The 19,973-nt window shown below is 68.3% G+C and carries 20 protein-coding genes; 13 read left to right on the top strand and 7 right to left on the bottom strand.

The features are described 5' to 3' along the window. The first annotated feature begins 53 nt into the window (after positions 1–53). Complete coding sequence (locus tag F3J10_RS15145) at positions 54–1,142, top strand: AI-2E family transporter (RefSeq protein ID WP_025096989.1); 1,089 nt, start codon at positions 54–56, stop codon at positions 1,140–1,142. A gap of 30 nt (positions 1,143–1,172) precedes the next feature. Here F3J10_RS15145 and purU read toward each other — a convergent pair whose 3' ends face one another. From purU to F3J10_RS15120, 5 genes are all read right to left on the bottom strand, one after another. Continuing rightward, the gene (gene purU, locus F3J10_RS15140; protein ID WP_166911831.1) at positions 1,173–2,054 is read right to left on the bottom strand and encodes a formyltetrahydrofolate deformylase; all 882 of its coding nucleotides are present in this window, start codon (positions 2,052–2,054) and stop codon (positions 1,173–1,175) included. A gap of 78 nt (positions 2,055–2,132) precedes the next feature. Continuing rightward, positions 2,133–2,990, bottom strand: coding sequence for a DUF4743 domain-containing protein (locus F3J10_RS15135; RefSeq protein ID WP_167242395.1), 858 nt, complete (start codon positions 2,988–2,990; stop codon positions 2,133–2,135). Positions 2,991–2,998: 8 nt separating this feature from the next. Then, a complete protein-coding gene (locus F3J10_RS15130; protein WP_123036050.1) occupies positions 2,999–3,613 on the bottom strand; it encodes a LysE family translocator in 615 nt (204 codons plus the stop codon). A gap of 110 nt (positions 3,614–3,723) precedes the next feature. Further along, positions 3,724–4,290, bottom strand: a complete 567-nt coding sequence (locus tag F3J10_RS15125) for an adenine phosphoribosyltransferase (RefSeq protein WP_025096993.1) — start codon at positions 4,288–4,290, stop codon at positions 3,724–3,726. A 123-nt stretch (positions 4,291–4,413) separates the two neighbouring features. Then, the gene (locus tag F3J10_RS15120; protein ID WP_166911835.1) at positions 4,414–6,414 is read right to left on the bottom strand and encodes a monovalent cation:proton antiporter family protein; all 2,001 of its coding nucleotides are present in this window, start codon (positions 6,412–6,414) and stop codon (positions 4,414–4,416) included. A gap of 153 nt (positions 6,415–6,567) precedes the next feature. Here F3J10_RS15120 and kdsD point away from each other — a divergent pair, with 153 nt between their 5' ends. From kdsD to F3J10_RS15065, 11 genes are all read left to right on the top strand, one after another. Beyond that, positions 6,568–7,551, top strand: coding sequence for an arabinose 5-phosphate isomerase KdsD (gene kdsD, locus F3J10_RS15115; RefSeq protein ID WP_025096995.1), 984 nt, complete (start codon positions 6,568–6,570; stop codon positions 7,549–7,551). Beyond that, a complete protein-coding gene (locus tag F3J10_RS15110) occupies positions 7,551–8,090 on the top strand; it encodes an HAD family hydrolase (RefSeq protein ID WP_167231217.1) in 540 nt (179 codons plus the stop codon). The genes kdsD and F3J10_RS15110 overlap by 1 nt, the downstream gene beginning before the upstream one ends. Positions 8,091–8,093: 3 nt before the next feature. Further along, a complete protein-coding gene (lptC, locus tag F3J10_RS15105) occupies positions 8,094–8,708 on the top strand; it encodes an LPS export ABC transporter periplasmic protein LptC (protein ID WP_025096997.1) in 615 nt (204 codons plus the stop codon). 18 nt (positions 8,709–8,726) lie between these two features. Beyond that, on the top strand, positions 8,727–9,395 hold the full coding sequence (gene lptA / locus F3J10_RS15100; protein ID WP_167242394.1) for a lipopolysaccharide transport periplasmic protein LptA: 669 nt from the start codon (positions 8,727–8,729) through the stop codon (positions 9,393–9,395). Next, positions 9,392–10,168, top strand: coding sequence for an LPS export ABC transporter ATP-binding protein (gene lptB / locus F3J10_RS15095; protein WP_036036197.1), 777 nt, complete (start codon positions 9,392–9,394; stop codon positions 10,166–10,168). Before lptA ends, lptB begins: the two co-directional genes overlap by 4 nt. A 190-nt stretch (positions 10,169–10,358) precedes the next feature. Then, positions 10,359–11,864, top strand: a complete 1,506-nt coding sequence (locus F3J10_RS15090; RefSeq protein ID WP_025097000.1) for an RNA polymerase factor sigma-54 — start codon at positions 10,359–10,361, stop codon at positions 11,862–11,864. 150 nt (positions 11,865–12,014) lie between these two features. Beyond that, entirely contained in the window at positions 12,015–12,380 is a 366-nt protein-coding gene (gene raiA, locus F3J10_RS15085) for a ribosome-associated translation inhibitor RaiA (protein WP_013699408.1), read from the top strand. 213 nt (positions 12,381–12,593) lie between these two features. After that, positions 12,594–13,106, top strand: a complete 513-nt coding sequence (locus F3J10_RS15080) for a PTS sugar transporter subunit IIA (protein WP_025097001.1) — start codon at positions 12,594–12,596, stop codon at positions 13,104–13,106. 125 nt (positions 13,107–13,231) lie between these two features. After that, positions 13,232–14,200, top strand: a complete 969-nt coding sequence (gene hprK, locus F3J10_RS15075; protein ID WP_013699410.1) for an HPr(Ser) kinase/phosphatase — start codon at positions 13,232–13,234, stop codon at positions 14,198–14,200. A gap of 110 nt (positions 14,201–14,310) precedes the next feature. After that, the gene (rapZ, locus tag F3J10_RS15070) at positions 14,311–15,204 is read left to right on the top strand and encodes an RNase adapter RapZ (RefSeq protein WP_167242393.1); all 894 of its coding nucleotides are present in this window, start codon (positions 14,311–14,313) and stop codon (positions 15,202–15,204) included. 32 nt (positions 15,205–15,236) lie between these two features. Further along, positions 15,237–15,872 (top strand): LON peptidase substrate-binding domain-containing protein, encoded by a 636-nt coding sequence (locus tag F3J10_RS15065; RefSeq protein ID WP_025097002.1) that lies wholly within the window; start codon positions 15,237–15,239, stop codon positions 15,870–15,872. A gap of 81 nt (positions 15,873–15,953) precedes the next feature. Here the strand turns inward: F3J10_RS15065 and mutY are convergent, their stop codons facing one another. After that, positions 15,954–17,069, bottom strand: coding sequence for an A/G-specific adenine glycosylase (gene mutY, locus F3J10_RS15060; RefSeq protein WP_167242392.1), 1,116 nt, complete (start codon positions 17,067–17,069; stop codon positions 15,954–15,956). Between the two features lie 7 nt (positions 17,070–17,076). Next, positions 17,077–17,904 carry a bifunctional DNA-formamidopyrimidine glycosylase/DNA-(apurinic or apyrimidinic site) lyase gene (gene mutM, locus F3J10_RS15055; RefSeq protein WP_013699414.1) on the bottom strand — a complete coding sequence of 276 codons (828 nt, stop codon included), beginning with the start codon at positions 17,902–17,904 and terminating at the stop codon, positions 17,077–17,079. Between the two features lie 88 nt (positions 17,905–17,992). Between mutM and F3J10_RS15050 the strand changes: the two genes are divergently transcribed. Beyond that, positions 17,993–19,855, top strand: coding sequence for a tetratricopeptide repeat protein (locus F3J10_RS15050; protein ID WP_025097005.1), 1,863 nt, complete (start codon positions 17,993–17,995; stop codon positions 19,853–19,855). The last annotated feature ends 118 nt before the right edge of the window (positions 19,856–19,973 follow it).

Raw genomic sequence — 19,973 nt, 5'->3', positions numbered from 1 at the left:
GACGCGCGCCTGTCCACAGCGCGCGAACCGGCCTGCCGGAAACAGGAAACCTCATGGAGAAGCAAACCGAGACGACACGCGACGCCAACCCGTCGCGCGAGCCTCATCTGCGCAGTGTCAGGCTGACCAGCGATTTCAGCCTGCCCAAGCTGTCGGCGATCGAGATCGGCAGCTACCTCCTCGCCCTCGCCGGCCTGTTCCTGGTGCTCCATCTTCATCTGCTGTCCGGCCTGCTGGCCGGGCTGCTCGTCTACCAGCTGGTCCATGCCATCGCCCCCGTCATCGAGCGTCACATGTCGAGCGGGCGCGCGCGCTGGCTGGCGGTGGTGCTGCTCTCGGTGGTGATCGTGGGCGGCCTGGCCGGGCTCACGGCCGCCGTGATCGATCACGTCGAGCACACCGTGCCGAATCTCCAGGGCCTGATGGGCCAGGTCATGCAGCTGGTCGACCAGGCGCGCGGGCGCGTGCCGGGCTGGGTGGCCAACGTGCTGCCGGTGGACGCCGCGCAGATGAAGCTGAAGGCCACCGGCCTGATGTCCAAGCACATGGACCAGCTCCAGCAGGGCGGCAAGAGCGCCGCGCGGATCTTCGGCCATGTGCTGTTCGGGATGATCATCGGCGCGATGATCGCGATCGGCGTCGATCGCAACAAGGCGCGCCGCCCGCTCACCACGGCGCTGCTGGGGCGGGTCGGGGCCTTCGCGGAAGCGTTCCGCCGCATCGTGTTCGCGCAGATCAAGATCTCGGCGATCAACGCCACCTTCACCGCCATCTACCTGCTCGCGGTGCTGCCGGTGGTGCACGTGAAGATGCCGCTCGCCAAGACCCTGGTGCTGGTGACCTTCATCGTCGGGCTGCTGCCGGTGATCGGCAACCTGATCTCGAACACGCTGATCGTGGCGGTGTCGCTGTCGGTGGGGGTGGGCACCGCGATCGCCTCGCTGACCTTCCTGATCCTGATCCACAAGCTCGAATACTTCCTGAACGCGCGCATCATCGGCGGCCAGATCGAGTCGCGGGCCTGGGAATTGCTGCTCGCCATGCTGGTGATGGAAGCGGCCTTCGGCGTGCCGGGCGTGATCGCCGCGCCGATCTTCTATGCCTACATCAAGCGCGAGCTGGCCACGCTGCGCCTGATCTGAGGGCGGCCATCGCGGCCGCCCGCCTCACGCTCAACGGAACACGACCGTCTTCGTGCCGTTCAACAGGATGCGATGCTCGACGTGCCATTTCACGGCGCGCGCGAGCGTCACGCATTCGACGTCGCGGCCGATCGCGGTGAGCTGCTCCGGCGTCATGCTGTGGTCCACGCGTTCCACTTCCTGCTCGATGATCGGACCTTCGTCGAGGTCGGTCGTCACGTAGTGCGCGGTCGCGCCGATCAGCTTCACGCCGCGGTCGAAGGCCTGGTAGTAGGGCTTGGCGCCCTTGAAGCTGGGCAGGAACGAGTGATGGATGTTGATCGCGCGGCCGGCCAGTTGCTCGCAGAGCTGCGGCGAGAGGATCTGCATGTAGCGCGCCAGCACCACCAGGTCGGTCGCATGCTCGCCGATCACCTCCAGCACGCGCGCTTCCTGCGCGGCCTTGGCTTCGGCCGAGGCGCCCGCGGCCAGCGGGAAGTGGTGGAAGGGCACGTCGTAGCTGGCCGCCAACTGGTAGAAGTCCTTGTGGTTCGAGACGATCGCGGCGATCTCGATCGGCAGCTGGCCGGTGCGATAGCGGAACAGCAGGTCGTTCAGGCAGTGGCCGATCTTCGAGACCAGGATCACCACGCGCGGCTTCTTCAGTGCGTCGTGCATCTCCCAATGCATCGCGAAACGCTCGGCGAGCGGCGCGAATTCGTTGCGCAGGGTCTCGAGCGTCGACTCGGCGTCGCTGTTGGTGGTCTGGTCGAAATGCACGCGCATGAAGAATTCGCCGGTGCGGCTGTCGCCGAACTGGGCCGAATCGACGATGTTGGTATCGCGTTCGAACAGGAAACCCGAGACGGCATGCACGATGCCGTGCTTGTCGGGGCAGGACAGTTTCAGGATAAAGCTATGGTCGGTCGACATGACCGCACCTCCATCATTCCAATCGATTGAATCCGTTCGGCGCTCGCGCGGCAGGCCGGCGAGCGTCGCTTGAAGCGTTCAGGCCGCCGCGCCTGGCGGCGCCGCGAACAGCGCGTCGATGCCGGGTACCGCGCCGGGCGCCAGGGCGCGATGGCGCAGCAGGCTGTCGAGGATCGCCAGGCTCGCGTCCATGGTGGCCTGGCCGGCCTCGAGCCAGCGGATCACCTCATCGGCGCCGGCCAGCCGGTGCTCGGCCACCTCGCCGTCCTGGTTGCGCGGCACGAAATCGGCCGGCAGCGGCAGGTCGTAGACGAAGATCTGCTCGGCCTGGGTGCCTTCCGGGATCTCGCAGAGCACGTGCACGGTGCGTCCCGCGATCGCGCGCGCGGCCAGCGCGGCCGGGATGCCGGCTTCTTCCCAGCATTCCTTGGCGAGCGTGTCCTCGATGCCGAGGCCCCAGCCGATCCCGCCCGCCACCACGTTGTCGAGCATGCCCGGGTCGGTGGCCTTGCTCTCGCTGCGCCGGCCGATCCACATCCGCAGCGGCTGCGCGGCCGCGTATTCTACGATGCCGTTCAGGTGCACCGCGTAGGTCATGGTGCCGAACAAGCGCGAGGCGGCGCGCTCGATATAGGCCAGCGGCGGCGCGTCGAATTCGTTGCGGATCGCGTAGATCTCGTTGCGCCAGCCCGGAATCCGCCCCTCGGCGGCCAGCGCGCCGATCACGCTGGCCAGCGCCATGCTGCGCGTATCGGGCGTGTCGAGCGTCTCGGCCAGCATCACACGCCGCGCATCGATCTCGAACACGTCAGGCCAGCGGGCCAGCGCGGCGACGTCGCCGCGCCGAATCCAGCCGACCTGCTGGCCGGCGATCACGAAGGGCAGATGGGCGCCGGCATCGAAGCGGCGCGCGGCGGCAAGGCAGGGGAAGCGCATCGCCGGCCTCAGTCCTTGAGGGCGATGCGCAGGCCCAGGCCGATGAAGGTCGCGCCCGCCAGCCGGTCCAGCCAGACGCCGGCGCGCGGCCGGCGCTTGAGCCAGGCGCCCAGCACGCCCGCGCCCAGGCCGAAGATCGAGAACACCACGGCCGACTGCAGCATGAACAGCACGCCGAGCTCGAACATCTGCAGCGAAACCGCCTGGCCGCCGTGCACGTCGACGAACTGCGGCAGGAACACCACGAAGAACAGCGTCACCTTGGGATTGAGCATGTTGCCGATCACGCTCTGGCGGAAGATCGTGGCGAGCGGCTGCGCAGGACGCGTGTCGGCGGTGGCCAGCCCCTGGCTGCGCAGCGCCTTGATGCCGATCCAGATCAGGTAGGCCGCGCCCGCGAACTTCAGGATATGGAAGGCCACCGGCGAGGACCGCAGCAGCGCGGCCACGCCGAACGCGGCCAGCGTGGTGTGGAACAGCACCCCGGCCGAGAAGCCGAGCGCGGCCACCAGACCCGCGGCGCGGCCCTGCGAGATGCCGCGCGCGAGCACCTGGAGGTTGTCGGGACCGGGCGCGACCGTGATCGCGATCGAGGCGGCGAGGAACAGCAGGAAGTTCGGCATGGCAAGGGCTCGCTGGAACGAGAGGGAGAAACGAATCGATGACGCATCGCGCGGGCGGCACGCGAGCGCGACGCGATCCCGGCAAGCCTGCGGGCCTGCCGGGCGCGGGCTCAGTGGCCCGAGAACTCGGTGACCGTATAGAGCGGCAGGCCGGCGCCGCGCAGCAGCGCCGAGCCGCCCAGCTCCGGCAGGTCGATGATCGCCGCGCCTTCCACCACGGTCGCGCCGAGCCGTTCGAGCAGCTTCTTGCCGGCCATCATGGTGCCGCCGGTGGCGATCAGGTCGTCGACGATGATCACGCGGTCGCCGGGCTTGCAGGCATCCTCGTGGATCTCGACGGTCGCGTTGCCGTATTCGAGCTCGTAGGATTCGGACTGGGTCTTGTAGGGCAGCTTGCCGAGCTTGCGGATCGGCACGAAGCCGACGCCGAGCTCGTAGGCCACGATCGGCGCGATGATGAAGCCGCGCGCGTCGAGCCCCGCCACGTAGTCGAGCTTGGCCTCCACATAGCGCTCGACCAGCAGGTCGACCAGCACGCGCAGCGCCTTCGCGCTCTGCAGGATCGGGGTGATGTCGCGGAACTGCACGCCCGGCTGCGGCCAGTCCGGCACCGTGCGCACGTGGCGGCGGACGAACTCGGCGGGATCGGGCGACACGCCCGATGGCTGGTGGCTCATGAACTTCTCCGAAAAAACGGCGCACGTGGGCCCGCGCGCCGTTCATGACAAGCAAATTGAAAGAAATGACGGGGTCGAAACCGTCGATCCCGCCTGCGCCGCGGGTGGCGGCCGGCGGGACGATCAGGCGGCGGAACCCTCGCGGCGATGGCGCGACAGCCGTTCCTCGGCCATCGACAGCGCCTCCGGCAAGCCGCGCAGCACCAGGATGTCGGCCGCGCGCAGCTTGGTTTCCGGGTCCGGCTCGACGCCACGGATGCCATGGCGGCGGATCGCCGTGACCTCGAGACCGAGCGCGTAGAGCCCGACTTCCTCGAGGGAGCGGCCGACCGCGTCCGAGCGCGCGTCGACCGGCATCGATTGTAGCCGCACCTGCTCGTGGTCGTCGTCGTCCGCGTCGTCGGCGCCGCGGAAATAGCCGCGCAGCAGGCTGTAGCGCTCGTCGCGCATCTCCTCCACGCGGCGCACCACGCGCCGCATCGGCACGCCCATCAGCACCAGCGTGTGCGAGGCCAGCATCAGGCTGCCCTCGACGATTTCCGGGATCACCTCGGTGGCGCCGGCCGCCAGCAGCTTTTCCAGGTCGGCGTCGTCGACCGTGCGCACGATCGCCGGCAGGCTGGGCTCGAGCTCGTGGACGTTGTGCAGCACGCGCAGCGCCGAAGGCGTGTTCGCGTAGGTGACGGCGACCGCCGCGGCGCGGTGGATACCGGCGGCCAGCAGCGATTCGCGGCGCGCCGCGTCGCCGAACACCACCGATTCGCCGGCCGCGGCCGCGGCCGTCACGCGATCCGGGTCGAGATCGAGCGCGACATAGGCGATGCCTTCCTGTTCGAGCATGCGCGCCAGGTTCTGGCCCGCGCGGCCGTAGCCGCAGATGATCACGTGGCCTTGCTGCTTGAGGCTCTGGGTGGCGATGCGCGTCATCTGCAGCGACTGCTGCATCCATTCGGTCGAGGACAGGCGCATCACGATCCGGTCGGCGTTCTGGATCAGGAACGGCGCGGCCAGCATCGACAGCAGCATCGAGGCCAGGATCGCCTGCAGCAGGGTGCTGTCGACCAGGTGGCGGTCGAGGATCAGGTTCAGCATCACGAAGCCGAACTCGCCGGCCTGCGCGAGGCCCAGCCCGGTGCGCATCGCCACGCCCGGCGCGGCGCCGAACAGGCGCGCCAGGCCGGTGATGGTGGCCGCCTTCAGGCCGACCTGGCCGACGAAGAAGCCGATCACCAGGAACGGGTGGGTCCAGATCACGCGCGGGTCCAGCAGCATCCCGGTGGTGACGAAGAACAGGCCGAGCAGCACGTCGCGGAACGGCTTGATGTCCTCCTCCACCTGGTGCCGGTAAGGCGTCTCCGAGATCAGCATGCCGGCGATGAAGGCGCCCAGCGCCAGCGACAGCCCGAAGCGGTCGGTGATGAAGGCCGCGCCGAGCGTGACCAGCAGCAGGTTGAGCACGAACAGTTCCTGGGAGCGGCGCCGCGCCACCACGTTGAACCAGCGCGTCATGAACTTCTGGCCGACGAACAGCAGCAGCGCCAGCGCGATCACGATCTTCACCGCCGCCAGGCCCAGGGTGACCATCAGGTCCTTCGAGGATTCGCCGCCGAAGGCCGAGATCACGATCAGCAGCGGCACCACGGCCAGGTCCTGGAACAGCAGCACGCCGAAGATGTTGCGCCCGTGCGCGGTCTCGATCTCGAGCCGCTCGGCCAGCATCTTCGAGACGATCGCGGTCGAGGACATCGCCAGCGCGCCGCCCAGCGCGACGCTGCCCTGCCAGGTGATGTGCACCCAGCGCTCGAAGACGAAACCGAGCAGCACCGCCACCGCCAGCGTGACCACCACCTGCATCAGCCCGAGCCCGAACACCAGCCTCTGCATCGCCCGCAGCTTGGCCAGCGAGAACTCCAGGCCGATCGAGAACATCAGGAACACCACGCCGAACTCGGCCAGGTGCTCGGCGCGTTCGAGGTCGCCCGCGAAACCGAGCGCGTGCGGGCCGACCACGATGCCGACGGTCAGGTAGCCGAGCATCGGCGGCAGGTTCAGCGAGCGGAACACGACCACGCCCACCACTGAAGCCAGCAGCAGCAGGAGCGTCATTTCGAGCGGGGAAATCACGTGCAAAAGAGTCCTCGTTCGTCAGGGCGTCGCGGCAGGCGGACGCGGGTGGTGCCGCCCCGGGGGCGGCGCGGTGGGCGAGGACATGACTCCGTCGGGAGCGCGGTCCTGGCGCCCGGCGCGGCGAACAAACGCCTTTGCTATACTCCGCGCATGATAGCGAAAATCAATGATGACCGGGCGCTCGCGCTCGCCCGCGACGTGCTCGACATCGAGGCGGACGCCGTACGCGCACTGCGTGACCAGCTCGATGGCGGCTTCGTCGGCGCGGTCGGCCTGCTGCTGAACTGCCGCGGGCGCGTGGTGGTTTCCGGCATCGGCAAGTCCGGCCATATCGCGCGCAAGATCGCCGCGACGCTGGCCAGCACCGGCACCCCCGCCTTCTTCGTGCATCCGGCCGAGGCCAGCCATGGCGACCTGGGCATGGTAACGGCCGATGATGTCTTCATCGCGATCTCCAATTCGGGCGAATCCGAGGAGCTGGTCGCGATCCTGCCGCTGATCAAGCGGCTCGGCGCCAAGCTGATCGCCATGACTGGCCGGCCGCAGTCGAGCCTCGCGCAATTGTCCGATGTTCACCTGTATGCCGGCGTCGAGAAGGAAGCCTGCTCGCTGAACCTCGCGCCGACCGCCAGCACCACCGCCGCGCTCGCGCTGGGCGACGCGCTGGCGGTGGTGGTGCTTGACGCGCGCGGCTTCGGTCCCAACGATTTCGCGCGCTCGCATCCGGGCGGCTCGCTGGGCCGGCGCCTGCTGACCCACGTGCGCGACGTGATGCGCACCGGCGACGAGGTGCCGACCGTGCGCCTCACCGCCACGCTCTCCGACGCGCTGTTCCAGATCACCGCCAAGCGCATGGGCATGACCGTGGTGATCGACGAGCAGGACCGCGTGGCCGGCATCTTCACCGACGGCGACCTGCGCCGCGTGCTGGAGCGCGACGGCGATTTCCGCCGCCTGCCGATCGCCGACGTGATGACGCGCCACCCGCGCAGCATCGCCCCCGATCACCTGGCCGTCGAGGCCGTGGAACTGATGGAACGCTATCGGATCAACCAGATGCTGGTGACCGATGCCGACGGCGTGCTGATCGGCGCGCTCAACATGCACGACCTGTTCTCGAAAAAGGTGATCTGATGTCCGCTGCTCCCGCCACGGCCGCCGAACGCGCGAGCCGCGTCAAGCTGATGATTTTCGATGTCGACGGCGTGCTGACCGACGGCGGCCTGCACTTCACGGCCGCCGGCGACACCATGAAGTCGTTCAACTCCCAGGATGGCCACGGCCTCAAGCTGCTGCGCGAGGCCGGCATCGACACCGCGATCATCACCGGGCGCCGCTCGGAGATCGTCGCGGTGCGCGCCAAGGAACTGAGGATCAGCCATCTGTACCAGGGCGTCGAGCACAAGCTCAGCGCCTTCGCCGAATTGCTGCAGGCCACCGGCCTCAAGTCCGACGAATGCGGCTACATGGGCGACGACTGGCCCGACCTCGGCGTGATGGCGCGCTGCGGCTTCGTGGCCGCGCCGGCCAACGCGCATCCCGACGTGATCGCGCGCGCCCACTGGGTGTCCGAGGCACGCGGCGGCCATGGCGCCGCGCGCGAGGTGGTCGACACCATCCTGCGCGCCCAGGGCCGCTACGAGGCCCTGCTGGCCGCCGCGCTCGGAGCCTGACGCATGTTCCCCCGCCTCCACCTGAGCTCGCTGCTGCCGATCCTCGCGCTGGCCGCGCTGGCCGGCGTCACCTACTGGCTGCTGCAGGCCACCCTGCCGCCGCCGGGCGAGGCGGTGGCGCGCCCGAAGACGCATTCGCCCGACTATTTCGCCGACAACTTCTCGGTCACCGAGCTCGACCAGTCGGGCGCGACCCAGTACCGGCTGACGGCCGCCAAGCTGATCCACTACGAGGACGACGAGACCAGCCAGCTCACCCAGCCGGCGATGCGCGCGTTCCAGCCCGGCAAGCCGGTGGTCACGGCCACCTCCAGGCGCGGCACCGTCAACGGCGACGTGTCGATCGTCGATCTCTACGACGACGCCAGGATCCTGCGCGCGGCCGGCGCCGGCGATCCGCCGATGGAAGCCGATTCCGAACATTTCCGCGTGCTCGTCAACGACGATGTGATCGAGACCGAAAAGCCGGTTAAACTTCAGCGCGGTTTGTCGATCGCCAATGCGACCAACGGCATGAAGTACAACAATGTCACCCGGGTCATCGACCTGTACGGCAACGTCCGCGGCACGATCGCCGCGTCCGACGTGTCCGGCGGCCCTTCCGGCCAATCCAAGTAACCCAGCTTGCGTGACTGCATGAACGAATCGTTCCCTAGTTTTTTCATCGGCGGCGCGCGGCGCGCTGTCCGCGCCGGGCTTGCCGCGGCCTTCGTCGCGCTGGCGCTGCCCGGCGCCGTGTCGCTCGCGCATGCGGAAAAGGCGGACCAGAACAAGCCGATCAACGTCGAAGCCGACAACCTGACCTATGACGACCTGAAGCAGGTCACGGTCGCGACCGGCAATGTCGTGATCACGAAGGGCACGATCCTGATCAAGGGCGACCGCGTCGAGGTGCGCCAGGATCCGCAGGGCTACCAGTACGCGACCGCCACCATGGCGCCGGGCAGCAAGAAGCACGCCTCGTTCCGCCAGAAGCGCGAGGGCCTCGACGAGTACATCGACGGCGATGCCGAGCGCATCGACTACGACGGCAAGCAGGATCTCACCACGCTCACGCGCGATGCCACGGTGCGCCGCCTGCAGGGCCTCACGACGGTGTCCGACACGGTGCACGGCAGCGTGATCACCTACGACGGCCAGCGTGACTTCTACACCGCCAAGGGCGGCAACGACGTGGCCGCGCCGGGCAATCCGACCGGCCGCGTGCGCGCCATGCTGTCGCCCAAGAACGGCGGCCCGGCCCCGCTCAACGGCGCGAGCGCCACGCTCGCGCCGTCGAACTCGATCCAGGAGCCGAACCCGTGAACGCCCTGCCGAACCGCCAGCCAGCCGGCACCACCAGTTCGCTGGTGGTCCGCAACCTGAAGAAGCGCTACGGCTCGCGCACCGTCGTCAAGGACGTGTCCCTCGACGTGAAGAGCGGCGAGGTGGTCGGCCTGCTCGGCCCGAACGGCGCGGGCAAGACCACCTCCTTCTACATGATCGTCGGCCTGGTGCCGCTCGATGCCGGCGACATCTCGCTGAACGGCAGCCCGATCAGCCTGCTGCCGATCCACAAGCGCGCCTCGCTGGGCCTGTCCTACCTGCCGCAGGAAGCCTCGGTGTTCCGCAAGCTGACCGTCGAGGAAAACATCCGCGCCGTGCTCGAGCTGCAGCACGGCGACAACGGCAAGCTGCTCGGCAAGGACGAGATCACCTCGCGCGCCGAGGCCCTGCTCGACGAGCTGCAGATCGGTCATCTGCGCGACAACCCGGCGCTGTCGCTGTCGGGCGGCGAGCGCCGCCGCGTCGAGATCGCCCGCGCGCTGGCCAGCAACCCCAGCTTCATCCTGCTCGACGAGCCCTTCGCCGGCGTCGATCCGATCGCGGTGCTGGAGATCCAGAAGATCGTCAAGTTCCTGAAGCAACGGAACATCGGTGTGCTGATCACCGACCACAACGTGCGCGAGACGCTCGGCATCTGCGACCACGCCTACATCATCAGCGACGGCTCGGTGCTAGCCGCCGGCGCCCCGCAGGACATCATCGAGAACGAAAGCGTCCGCCGCGTCTATCTCGGCGAACATTTCCGCATGTAAGCCGGCGCGTGGCGCCGCGTGCCCGGCGCCGCCCCGCCTGCCGGCCCGCCGGGCATCCGCGCCCGGTCGCAAGCTCCGTGCGCCGTCCCGGCGACCACGCACGGGCCGGCGCATCGCGCGCTTCGTATCATCCCGCCTCCCGCAACGCGCCGCCTACGTGGCAAACTTCAGGTAACGATTCCTTTTTGCCATGAAAGCCAGCCTCCAACTTCGCCTGTCGCAGCACCTCGCGCTCACGCCCCAGCTCCAGCAGTCGATCCGGCTGCTGCAGCTGTCGACGCTCGAACTGCAGCAGGAAGTCGCGATGGCCGTCGCCCAGAATCCGCTGCTCGAGAACGACGAATGGATCGCGAGCCCGCTGCGCGTGGCCGCCGACGGCTCGCTGATCGCGCAGAGCCCGCCTTCCTCGACGCCCGAGCCGATGCACGGCGGCGGCTCGAACGGCAGCGAGGCTTCCGGCGAGCGCGGCGAACGCGACGACTCGCGCAATGGCGACGACTACGACTACAACGCCGACAGCGGCGATTCGGGCCAGTGGAATCTCGACGACTACGGCCGCTCCTCGGGCGCCTCCGACGACGACGACCTCCCGCCGCTGCAGGTGCACGAGGCCTCGACCTCGCTGCGCGAGCATCTGTCCGCGCAATTGCGCGTGACCCAGGCGGGCCCGCGCGACCGCGCGCTGGTGATGTTCCTGATCGAATCGCTCGACGACGACGGTTATCTCGGCGCGGGGCTCGACGAGGTCCTGACCGACCTGCCCGAGGAACTGGAGGTCGAGCTCGACGAACTGGGCGCCGCGCTGGCGCTGCTGCACAGCTTCGACCCGGCCGGCGTGGGCGCGCGCTCGGCATCCGAATGCCTGCGCCTGCAATTGTTGCGGCTCGATCCGTCCCCCACGCGCACGCTGTCGCTCGACATCGTCTCGCAGCATCTCGAGCTGCTGGCCGCGCGCGACTTCACGCGGCTGCGCAAGCAGTTGAAGGCCAACGACGACGAACTGCGCGACGCCCATGCGCTGATCCGCTCGCTGGAGCCCTTCCCGGGCGCCGCCTACGGCAAGACCGAGGCGGACTACGTGGTGCCCGACATCATGGTCAGGAAGAGCGGCCAGAACTGGCTCGCCGAGCTCAATCCCGAGGTGGTGCCGAAGCTGCGCATCAACCACCTGTACGCCAATATCCTGCGCAACAGCCGGGGCGATCCGGGCGCCGGTTCGCTCAAGCAGCAGCTCCAGGAAGCGCGCTGGCTGATCAAGAATATCCAGCAGCGATTCGAGACCATCCTGCGTGTCGCGCAGGCCATCGTGGAGCGTCAGAAGAACTTTTTCGCGCATGGTGAAATTGCCATGCGCCCCTTGGTTTTGCGGGAAATAGCTGATACGCTGGGCCTACACGAGTCGACTGTCTCCCGTGTGACAACCGGCAAGTACATGCTGACCCCGTTCGGCACTCTTGAATTTAAGTACTTCTTCGGATCACACGTGTCGACGGATACCGGGGGCGCTGCCTCTTCCACGGCAATCCGCGCCCTCATCAAGCAACTGATAGGAGCCGAAGACCAGAAATCTCCTCTTTCGGACAGCCGAATAGCCGAGCTGCTGGCGGAACAAGGCTTCGTGGTCGCGCGCCGCACCGTTGCGAAGTATCGCGAAGCCCTCAAGATCCCCGCGGTGAATCTGCGCAAGTCTCTGTAGCCCGCTGCTTGCGGCGGGCGTTTTCCGGCCACCGCGCTGTCGAAGGCATAGTCCGCCCCCGGGGCCCGCTCCGCATCGATCAACGGAGATCGCTCCCGCCGGCAGACGCCGCCTGTAGATACGCCGGGGTCACCTGCATGGAGAAGCACTATGAACCTGAAGATCAGTGGACACCATCTCGAAGTGACGCCTGCCATTCGCGAACACGTGATCACCAAGCTCGATAGGGTGCTACGGCATAGCGACCAGGTGATTGATGGCACTGTGATCCTCTCGGTCGACAACCATAAGGAAAAGGACAAGCGGCAGCGTGCGGAAATCAACCTGCACCTGAAGGGCAAGAAAGAGATTTTCGTCGAAAGCATCAACGGCGATCTGTACGCGGCGATCGATCTGCTGATCGACAAGCTCGACCGCCAAGTGGTCAAGCACATGGAACGTCTGCAGACGCACGCGCACGATCCGATCAAGCATCAACCGGCCATCGTCGACCAGGCCGAACAGCCGCCGCAATGAGCCCGGCGCCTCGCGCGCCCGCCAAACCGCCCGTTCCGACGGGCGGTTTTTCGTTCCACGTCGGCATGGCGTGGCGTACGAACCAGGTCGCTCACGCCGCACCATGCGAACGTCCGTGCTCTATAATGTGCGGGTTATTACCGGGTGGCGTCGGCGCTCCGGCTTGACGTGCACACAAGCCTGCCTCGATCGACGCCTCGCATCCTGCCCGACATGGAAACTTCGTCCAACGCCGCGAGGAGACCCCAGGCCACCCCCTTGCCTGCCAACATGAATCGCCTAGCCAAAATCCTGCCACTGGAGAATGTCGTCATCGACCTCTCCGTCACCAGCAAGAAACGCGTGTTCGAACAAGCCGGCCTGATTTTCGAGAATCAGAACGGCATCGCGCGCAGCATCGTCACCGACAACCTGTTCGCGCGCGAGCGTCTCGGCTCGACAGGTCTCGGCGAAGGCGTCGCCATTCCGCATGGCCGCATCAAGGGCCTCAAGCATCCGCTGGCCGGCTTCGTGCGCCTCGCCGAGGCGATCCCCTTCGAAGCCCCAGACGGCCAGCCCGTCTCGCTGCTCATCTTCCTGCTGGTGCCCGAACAGGCCACCCAGCAGCACCTCGAGATCCTGTCCGAAATCGCGCAACTGCTGTCCGACCGCGACGCGCGCGAACGCCTGCATACCGAACCGGATCGCCACGAGTTGCATCGACTCCTCACTCAATGGCAACCTTGAGCTGATTCGGGCGGAAGCTGCCCCACGACGGGCGGCGTCCACCGCCCGGCCTGCCCGCCCGCAGCCGGTCCCGGCGCCGCAGCGCTGACGCCTCGCCGCACCGGCCATTTGGAGTGACGCAGTCCATGGATACGTCCAGCATCAACGCCCAGAGCATCTTCGACGACAACGCAGCCATGCTGAAATTGAGCTGGCTGACGGGGCATGAAGGCTGGGAACGCGGCTTTTCCGCCGAGACGGTCGGCAATGCGACCTCCAGCGCCGACCTGGTCGGCCACCTGAACCTGATCCACCCGAACCGGATCCAGGTGCTCGGCGAGGCCGAGATCGAGTACTACCAGCGCCAGACCGACGAGGATCGCTCGCGTCACATGGCCGAGCTGATCGCCCTCGAACCGCCGTTCCTGGTGGTTGCCGGCGGCGCCGCCGCCCCGCCCGAGCTGGTGCTGCGCTGCACGCGCTCGTCCACGCCGCTGTTCACCACGCCGATGTCGGCCGCCGCCGTGATCGACAGCCTGCGCCTGTACATGTCGCGCATCCTCGCGCCGCGCGCCACGCTGCACGGCGTGTTCCTCGACATCCTCGGCATGGGCGTGCTGCTGACCGGCGATTCCGGCCTCGGCAAGAGCGAGCTGGGCCTCGAGCTGATCAGCCGCGGCCACGGCCTGGTGGCCGACGACGCGGTCGACTTCGTGCGACTTGGCCCCGATTTCGTCGAGGGCCGCTGCCCGCCGCTGCTGCAGAACCTGCTCGAGGTGCGCGGCCTGGGCCTGCTCGACATCAAGACCATCTTCGGGGAAACCGCGGTGCGCCGGAAGATGAAGCTCAAGCTGATCGTCCAGCTGGTGCGGCGCCCCGACGGCGAATTCCAGCGCCTGCCGCTGGAAAGCCAGACCGTCGACGTGCTGGGCCTGCCGATCAGCAAGGTGACCATCCAGGTGGCGGCCGGCCGCAACCTCGCGGTACTGGTCGAGGCGGCCGTGCGCAACACGATCCTGCAACTGCGCGGCATCGACACGCTGCGCGACTTCATGGACCGCCAGCGGCTGGCCATGCAGGACCCGGACAGCCAGTTTCCCGGCAAGCTGGTCTAGCGCCGAACCGGCGCGCCGGGCGCGCGCCGTCACACCATGCCACGCCCCGCCCTGTCATACAGGGGCGGTAAGCCGGTGCTATGATGAACCGTCTGGATTCCAGCCTTCCCATGCGCATCGTCCTCATCACCGGCATCTCCGGCTCCGGCAAGTCCGTCGCGCTCAACGCGCTCGAGGACTCCGGCTATTACTGCGTCGACAATCTCCCGCCACGCGTGCTGCCCGAGCTCGTCCGCTATATCGCCGACGAAGGCCAACGCCGCCTGGCGGTGGCAATCGACGCGCGCTCGAGCGGCTCGCTCGACGAGATGCCCGGCCTGATCCGCGAGCTGTCGCAGCATCACGACGTGCGCGTGCTGTTCCTCAATGCCAGCACCCAGGCGCTGATCCAGCGCTTCTCGGAAACGCGCCGCCGTCACCCGCTGTCGGGCTCGCCCTCGCATGACGCCGATGTCGGCCTGCTGTCCTCGCTGGAGGAGGCGATCGAGCGCGAACGCGAGCTGGTCGCGCCGCTGGCCGGCTTCGGCCACGAGATCGACACCAGCAACCTGCGCGCGAACGTGCTGCGTACCTGGGTGAAACGCTTCATCGAGCAGCAGAACGACGCCCTGGTGCTGATGTTCGAATCCTTCGGCTTCAAGCGCGGCGTGCCGCTCGACGCCGACTTCATGTTCGACGTGCGCGCGCTGCCGAATCCCTATTACGACCGCGAACTGCGGCCGCTGACCGGGCTCGACCAGCCCGTCATCGCTTTCCTCGATGCGCTGCCGATCGTCCACCAGATGATCGACGACATCGAGAGCTTCCTCGTCAAATGGCTGCCGCATTTCCGCGACGACAACCGCAGCTATCTGACGGTCGCGATCGGCTGCACGGGCGGCCAGCATCGCTCGGTGTTCATTGCGGAGACGCTCGCCGCGCGTCTGTCGCAGCAGGCGAACGTGATTGTGCGGCATCGTGACGCACCGGTGAATGCCGAGGCGTCATCGCGGCTCGTCAGCTAAGGCCCGAGCCGCACCTCTCCAGGAGGCTGCGCATGTCCTCGCTTTCGACGCGGCTCGTCGATCTGCCGCTGTTCCCGCTGCACACGGTGCTGTTTCCGGGCGGCCTGCTGCCGCTCAAGGTATTCGAGGCGCGTTACGTCGACATGGCGCGCGCCTGCCTGCGCGAGAAGCTGCCGTTCGGCGTCTGCCTGCTCAAGAGCGGGCCCGAGGTGGCGCACGACGATGAAGTGGCGGTGCCCGAGACGATCGGCTGCATGGCCGAGATCATCGAATGCGATACCGGCGAATTCGGCATGCTGCTGCTGCGCACGGTCGGCACCCAGCGTTTCGAGCTGCTCTCGCATCGCGTCGAATCGAACGGGCTGCTGGTCGGCATCGCCGAGCCGCTGCCCGAGGACCAGCCGCTCGACGGCGAACTGTCGATCGCGCAGTTCGGCGCCTGCGCGGAAGTGCTGGAACGGATCATCGAGGCGCTGCGCAACGTGAAGTCGGGCGAGCTGCCGTTTCTCGAGCCCTTCCATTTCGACGAGCCGAGCTGGGTTGCGAATCGCCTCGCCGAGGTGCTGCCGCTGGACCTGCGAATGCGGCAGAAGCTGATGGAGTTTCCCGACGTGGGCGCGCGCATCGACGCCGTGCATCAGGTGCTCAAGCGTCACGACTGGCTCTGAGGCTCAGGCCCGCGCCAGGCTCGGCTACCCCTTCAAGCTCGCGCGGCGCCCGTCGGCGCGCCGCGCCCATCTTCCCTCTTCTCAGATCAGCGGCCCGCTCAGGCTGTCGAGCAGCTTGCGCACGGGCGCCGGCAGGCCATAGGCGTCGAGCCGCGCCAGCGGCACCCATTCGGTATCGGCGCTGGCCGCCACCAGCATGCCGCCCGCCGCTTGCGCCGCGCCGATGTCGGCGATGCGCGGCTCGATCTCCAGCCGGAAATGCGTGAAGACATGCGTGAACGGCGCCAGCGGAATCACCGCCTCGGCGCCGAATTCGCGCACGCGCTGCAGGGCCGCCGCGTCGCCGTCGGCCTCGGGCAGGCTCCAGAGGCCGCCCCAGATGCCGGTGGGCGGGCGCCGCTCCAGCAGCACCGTGTCGCCGTCGCGCAGCACCAGCATCCAGGTGCGCCGCGTCGGCACCGCCTTCTTCGGGCGCGCGGCCGGCAGTTCGCGCTGCCGGCCCGTGGTATTGGCCACGCAGTCGGCCGCGAACGGGCAGCGCTTGCAATCGGGCCTGCCGCGCCCGCACAAGGTCGCGCCGAGATCCATCAGCCCCTGCGTGTAGGCGCTGATGCCGGCATCATCGGCTTCGCGCGGGAACAGCCGCTCGGCCAGCGCCCACATCCCGTTCTCCACGCGCTTTTCGCCCGGGAACCCCTCCACGCCGAACACGCGTGCCAGCACGCGCTTGACGTTGCCGTCGAGGATCGGCGCGCGCGCGCCGAACGCGAACGAGGCGATCGCCGCCGCGGTCGAGCGGCCGATGCCGGGCAGCTCGGCGAGCGCCTCGGGAGATTCGGGAAAGCGCCCGCCATGCTCGTTCATCACCACCTGCGCGCAGCGATGCAGGTTGCGCGCCCGCGTGTAGTAGCCGAGCCCGGCCCACAGCGCCATCACCTGGTCGGCCGGCGCGGCGGCCAGCGCGGCGACATCGGGGAAGTGCTCGAGGAAGCGCTGGTAATAAGGCACCACCGTCGATACCTGGGTCTGCTGCAGCATGATTTCCGACAGCCAGATCCGGTACGGATCGCGCGTGTTCTGCCACGGCAGGTCGTGGCGGCCGTGCTCGCGCTGCCAGGCGATCAGGCGGGTGGCGAAGCTCGCTTCGAGCGGTGTCGCGGGCGCGGCCGGCGCCGCTTGGGTACGTGGGGGTTTCAAGATGTTTTCAACGCTGGCAATTCGGACAGAAATAGGTCGACCGCTGGCCCTGCACGATCTGGCGAATCGGCGTGCCGCATACGCGGCACGGTTCGCCCGCGCGATCATAGACGAAGCAGTCGAGCTGGAAATAGCCGCTTTCGCCGTTGCTGCCGACGAAATCGCGCAAGGTGCTGCCGCCGCGCTCGATCGCGTCGGCCAGCGTGGCGCGCACCGCCTCGGCCAGCCGCTCGTAGCGCGGCAGCGAGACCCGGCCAGCCGCCGTGGTCGGCCGGATGCCGGCGCGAAACAGGCTTTCCGAGGCATAGATGTTGCCGACCCCGACCACGATGTCGCCGGCCAGCAGCGCCTGCTTCACCGAAACGGTGCGCCCGCGCGTGCGCCGGTACAGCAGCGCGGCCGTGAAGGCCGGCGAGAACGGCTCCACGCCGAGGCTGGTGAGCAGGTGGTGCTCATGGATGTCGCCCTGCTCGCGCGGGTGCCAGAGTACCGCGCCGAAGCGGCGCGGGTCGCGAAAACGCAGCACGCAGGCGTCGAAGATCCAGTCGATATGGTCGTGCTTGCCGGCCTGGGGCGCGACGCCGCCCGGCAGCACGCGCAAGGTGCCCGTCATGCCGAGATGGACGATGAACCAGCCGGCGTCGAGCTCGAACAGCAGGTACTTGCCGCGCCGCTCGACGCGCAGCACCTCGCGCGACTCGAGCGCCGCCGCGAAATTCTCGGGGACGGGCCAGCGCAGCATCGCGGTGCGCACGTCGACGCGCCTGACGCGGTGCCCGGCGACGAAGGGTTCGATTCCGCGACGTGTAACCTCGACTTCCGGCAACTCTGGCATGGTTTTGTGGTCTGTGGGTGGCTAGGGGCGATGGTGCGCGTATTGTAGCGAGCGCGTTACAATCGTCCGAAACCTCGAACGGATTTCCATGACCTTGTCCTCGACGCTGTCTTCGAAGCGCCCCGCCGCCCACGCGCGCCGTGCGTTCGCCTTCCCGGTCCGCCGCGCACTCGGCGCCGCGCTGCTCGCCGCATGGACGTTCGGCGCCATGCCCGTTCACGCCCAGACGCCCGCCTCCGGCGCCGCCGTCACCGCGCCGGCCGGCGCGGCCGACGACGATGCGCTGACGCAGAGCGCCTTCTCGCCGGCCTTCCCCGACGAAAAGAAGGACCTGCCCGGCGTGACGCTGAGCGCGCAGATCGTCTACCAGGTACTGGCGGCCGAGGTCGCGCTGCAACGCGCCCAGCCGGCGCCCGCCTTCCAGACCTATCTCGCCCTGGCGCGCGATACCAAGGATCCGCGGATGGCGCAGCGCGCCACCGAGATCGCGCTGGCCGCGCAAAGCCCGGCCGACGCGCTGGCCGCCGCGAACCTGTGGCGCGAGTACGCACCCGATTCGAATCGCGCGGCCCAGGTCGATGCGGCCCTGCTGGTGCTGGCCGGCAAGCCGCTCGACGCCGAGCCGCTGCTGGGCCGCGAGCTGGCCCGCACCAACGGCGACAACCGCGGCGACGCGATCCTGGCCCTGCAGGCCCTGATCGCGCGCGGCCCGAACCGCGTGGACGGCCTGACGGTGCTGCAGCACCTGCTCAAGGACGACCTGATCCGCCCCGAGGCGCGCCTGGCGATCGCCCGCCAGCAGCTTGCCGTGGACGACAAGCCGGCCGCCGTCACCTCGCTGAAGCAGGCGCTGGAACTGAAGCCCGACTACCTGCCGGCCGCCCTGATGCTCTCGCAGATGGGCCCCGACGAGCGCGCGATCGGCGTGGCCTCGTTCGAGAAATACGTGCAGCAGAACCCCAAGGCGCGCGAAGGGCGCCTGGCGCTGGCCCAGCTCTACCTGGCCGACAATCGTCTCGACGACGCGCAGAAGCAGTTCGAGACCATGCACCGCAACGATCCGAAGGAACCGGCGCCGCTGATGGCGCTGGCCCTGATCAAGATCCAGCAGAAGCAGCTCGACGACGCCTCCAAGTACCTGAAGCAGTACATCGACGCGGCGCAGAAGCTGCCCGATGCCGATGTCGGCCAGGCCTACGTCTACCTCGCGCAGATCTCGGTCGAGCAGAACAACGACGCGCAGGCCTCGCAGTGGCTCGACAAGATCGACCCGGCCAGCCCGCACTACATTCCGGCGCAGGTCACGCGCGCGCAGATCCTCGCCAAGCAGGGCAAGGTCGACGACGCGCGCAAGGTGCTGGCGGGCCTGCAGGTCAACGATCCGCGCGACGCGGCCGTGATCGCGCGCACCGACGCCTCGCTGCTGTTCTCGGCCAAGCGCTACCGCGAGGCGGCCGACCGGCTCGCCCAGGCCGTCGACGCCTTCCCCGACGATCCCGACCTGCGCTACGACTACGCGATGGCCTCGGAGAAGATCGGCCAGTACACCACCATGGAGCAGCAGCTGCGCGTGCTGATGCGCGCCCAGCCCAACGATCCGCAAGCCTACAACGCGCTCGGCTATTCGCTGGCGGACCGCAACCAGCGCCTGCCCGAGGCGAACGAGCTGATCGAGAAGGCCAGCGCGCTGGCGCCCAAGGATGCCTTCATCATGGACAGCCTCGGCTGGGTCAAGTACCGGCTGGGCGACAACGCGACGGCCGAGAAGATCCTCTCGCGCGCCTACAGCCTGCAGCCGAACGCCGAGATCGGCGCGCACCTCGGCGAGGTGCTCTGGAAGAGCGGCCAGCAGGACAAGGCACGCGACGCCTGGCGCGCCGCGCAGAAGCTCGAGCCCGACAACGACACGCTGGTCAACACGCTCAAGCGCTTCGAGGTACAGGGCCTGTGAGCGTCGCGATCCGATCGATGGGCCGGGGCGCCGCGCTCGCCCCTCTCGCATCCCTTGCCCGCCTCGGCCTGCTCACGCTCGCCGCGGGCGCCCTGCTCGCCGGCTGCGCGACGCAGCG

It is taken from the genome of Burkholderia sp. Cy-637 (assembly GCF_011753175.1).
Lineage (GTDB): Bacteria > Pseudomonadota > Gammaproteobacteria > Burkholderiales > Burkholderiaceae > Burkholderia > Burkholderia gladioli.
This window is presented reverse-complemented; position numbering and strand designations above follow the sequence as displayed.

What these genes read in the sequence shown, in the direction of transcription:
- hprK (WP_013699410.1), top strand. Translation starts at nt 13,232, where the DNA reads ATGGATACGTCCAGCATCAACGCCCAGAGCATCTTCGACGACAACGCA.
- F3J10_RS15135 (WP_167242395.1), bottom strand. Translation starts at nt 2,990, where the DNA reads ATGCGCTTCCCCTGCCTTGCCGCCGCGCGCCGCTTCGATGCCGGCGCC.
- lptA (WP_167242394.1), top strand. Translation starts at nt 8,727, where the DNA reads ATGAACGAATCGTTCCCTAGTTTTTTCATCGGCGGCGCGCGGCGCGCT.
- F3J10_RS15080 (WP_025097001.1), top strand. Translation starts at nt 12,594, where the DNA reads ATGGAAACTTCGTCCAACGCCGCGAGGAGACCCCAGGCCACCCCCTTG.
- F3J10_RS15110 (WP_167231217.1), top strand. Translation starts at nt 7,551, where the DNA reads ATGTCCGCTGCTCCCGCCACGGCCGCCGAACGCGCGAGCCGCGTCAAG.
- F3J10_RS15090 (WP_025097000.1), top strand. Translation starts at nt 10,359, where the DNA reads ATGAAAGCCAGCCTCCAACTTCGCCTGTCGCAGCACCTCGCGCTCACG.
- raiA (WP_013699408.1), top strand. Translation starts at nt 12,015, where the DNA reads ATGAACCTGAAGATCAGTGGACACCATCTCGAAGTGACGCCTGCCATT.
- rapZ (WP_167242393.1), top strand. Translation starts at nt 14,311, where the DNA reads ATGCGCATCGTCCTCATCACCGGCATCTCCGGCTCCGGCAAGTCCGTC.
- F3J10_RS15130 (WP_123036050.1), bottom strand. Translation starts at nt 3,613, where the DNA reads ATGCCGAACTTCCTGCTGTTCCTCGCCGCCTCGATCGCGATCACGGTC.
- F3J10_RS15065 (WP_025097002.1), top strand. Translation starts at nt 15,237, where the DNA reads ATGTCCTCGCTTTCGACGCGGCTCGTCGATCTGCCGCTGTTCCCGCTG.
- F3J10_RS15050 (WP_025097005.1), top strand. Translation starts at nt 17,993, where the DNA reads ATGACCTTGTCCTCGACGCTGTCTTCGAAGCGCCCCGCCGCCCACGCG.
- purU (WP_166911831.1), bottom strand. Translation starts at nt 2,054, where the DNA reads ATGTCGACCGACCATAGCTTTATCCTGAAACTGTCCTGCCCCGACAAG.
- lptC (WP_025096997.1), top strand. Translation starts at nt 8,094, where the DNA reads ATGTTCCCCCGCCTCCACCTGAGCTCGCTGCTGCCGATCCTCGCGCTG.
- F3J10_RS15125 (WP_025096993.1), bottom strand. Translation starts at nt 4,290, where the DNA reads ATGAGCCACCAGCCATCGGGCGTGTCGCCCGATCCCGCCGAGTTCGTC.
- mutM (WP_013699414.1), bottom strand. Translation starts at nt 17,904, where the DNA reads ATGCCAGAGTTGCCGGAAGTCGAGGTTACACGTCGCGGAATCGAACCC.
- kdsD (WP_025096995.1), top strand. Translation starts at nt 6,568, where the DNA reads ATGATAGCGAAAATCAATGATGACCGGGCGCTCGCGCTCGCCCGCGAC.
- F3J10_RS15145 (WP_025096989.1), top strand. Translation starts at nt 54, where the DNA reads ATGGAGAAGCAAACCGAGACGACACGCGACGCCAACCCGTCGCGCGAG.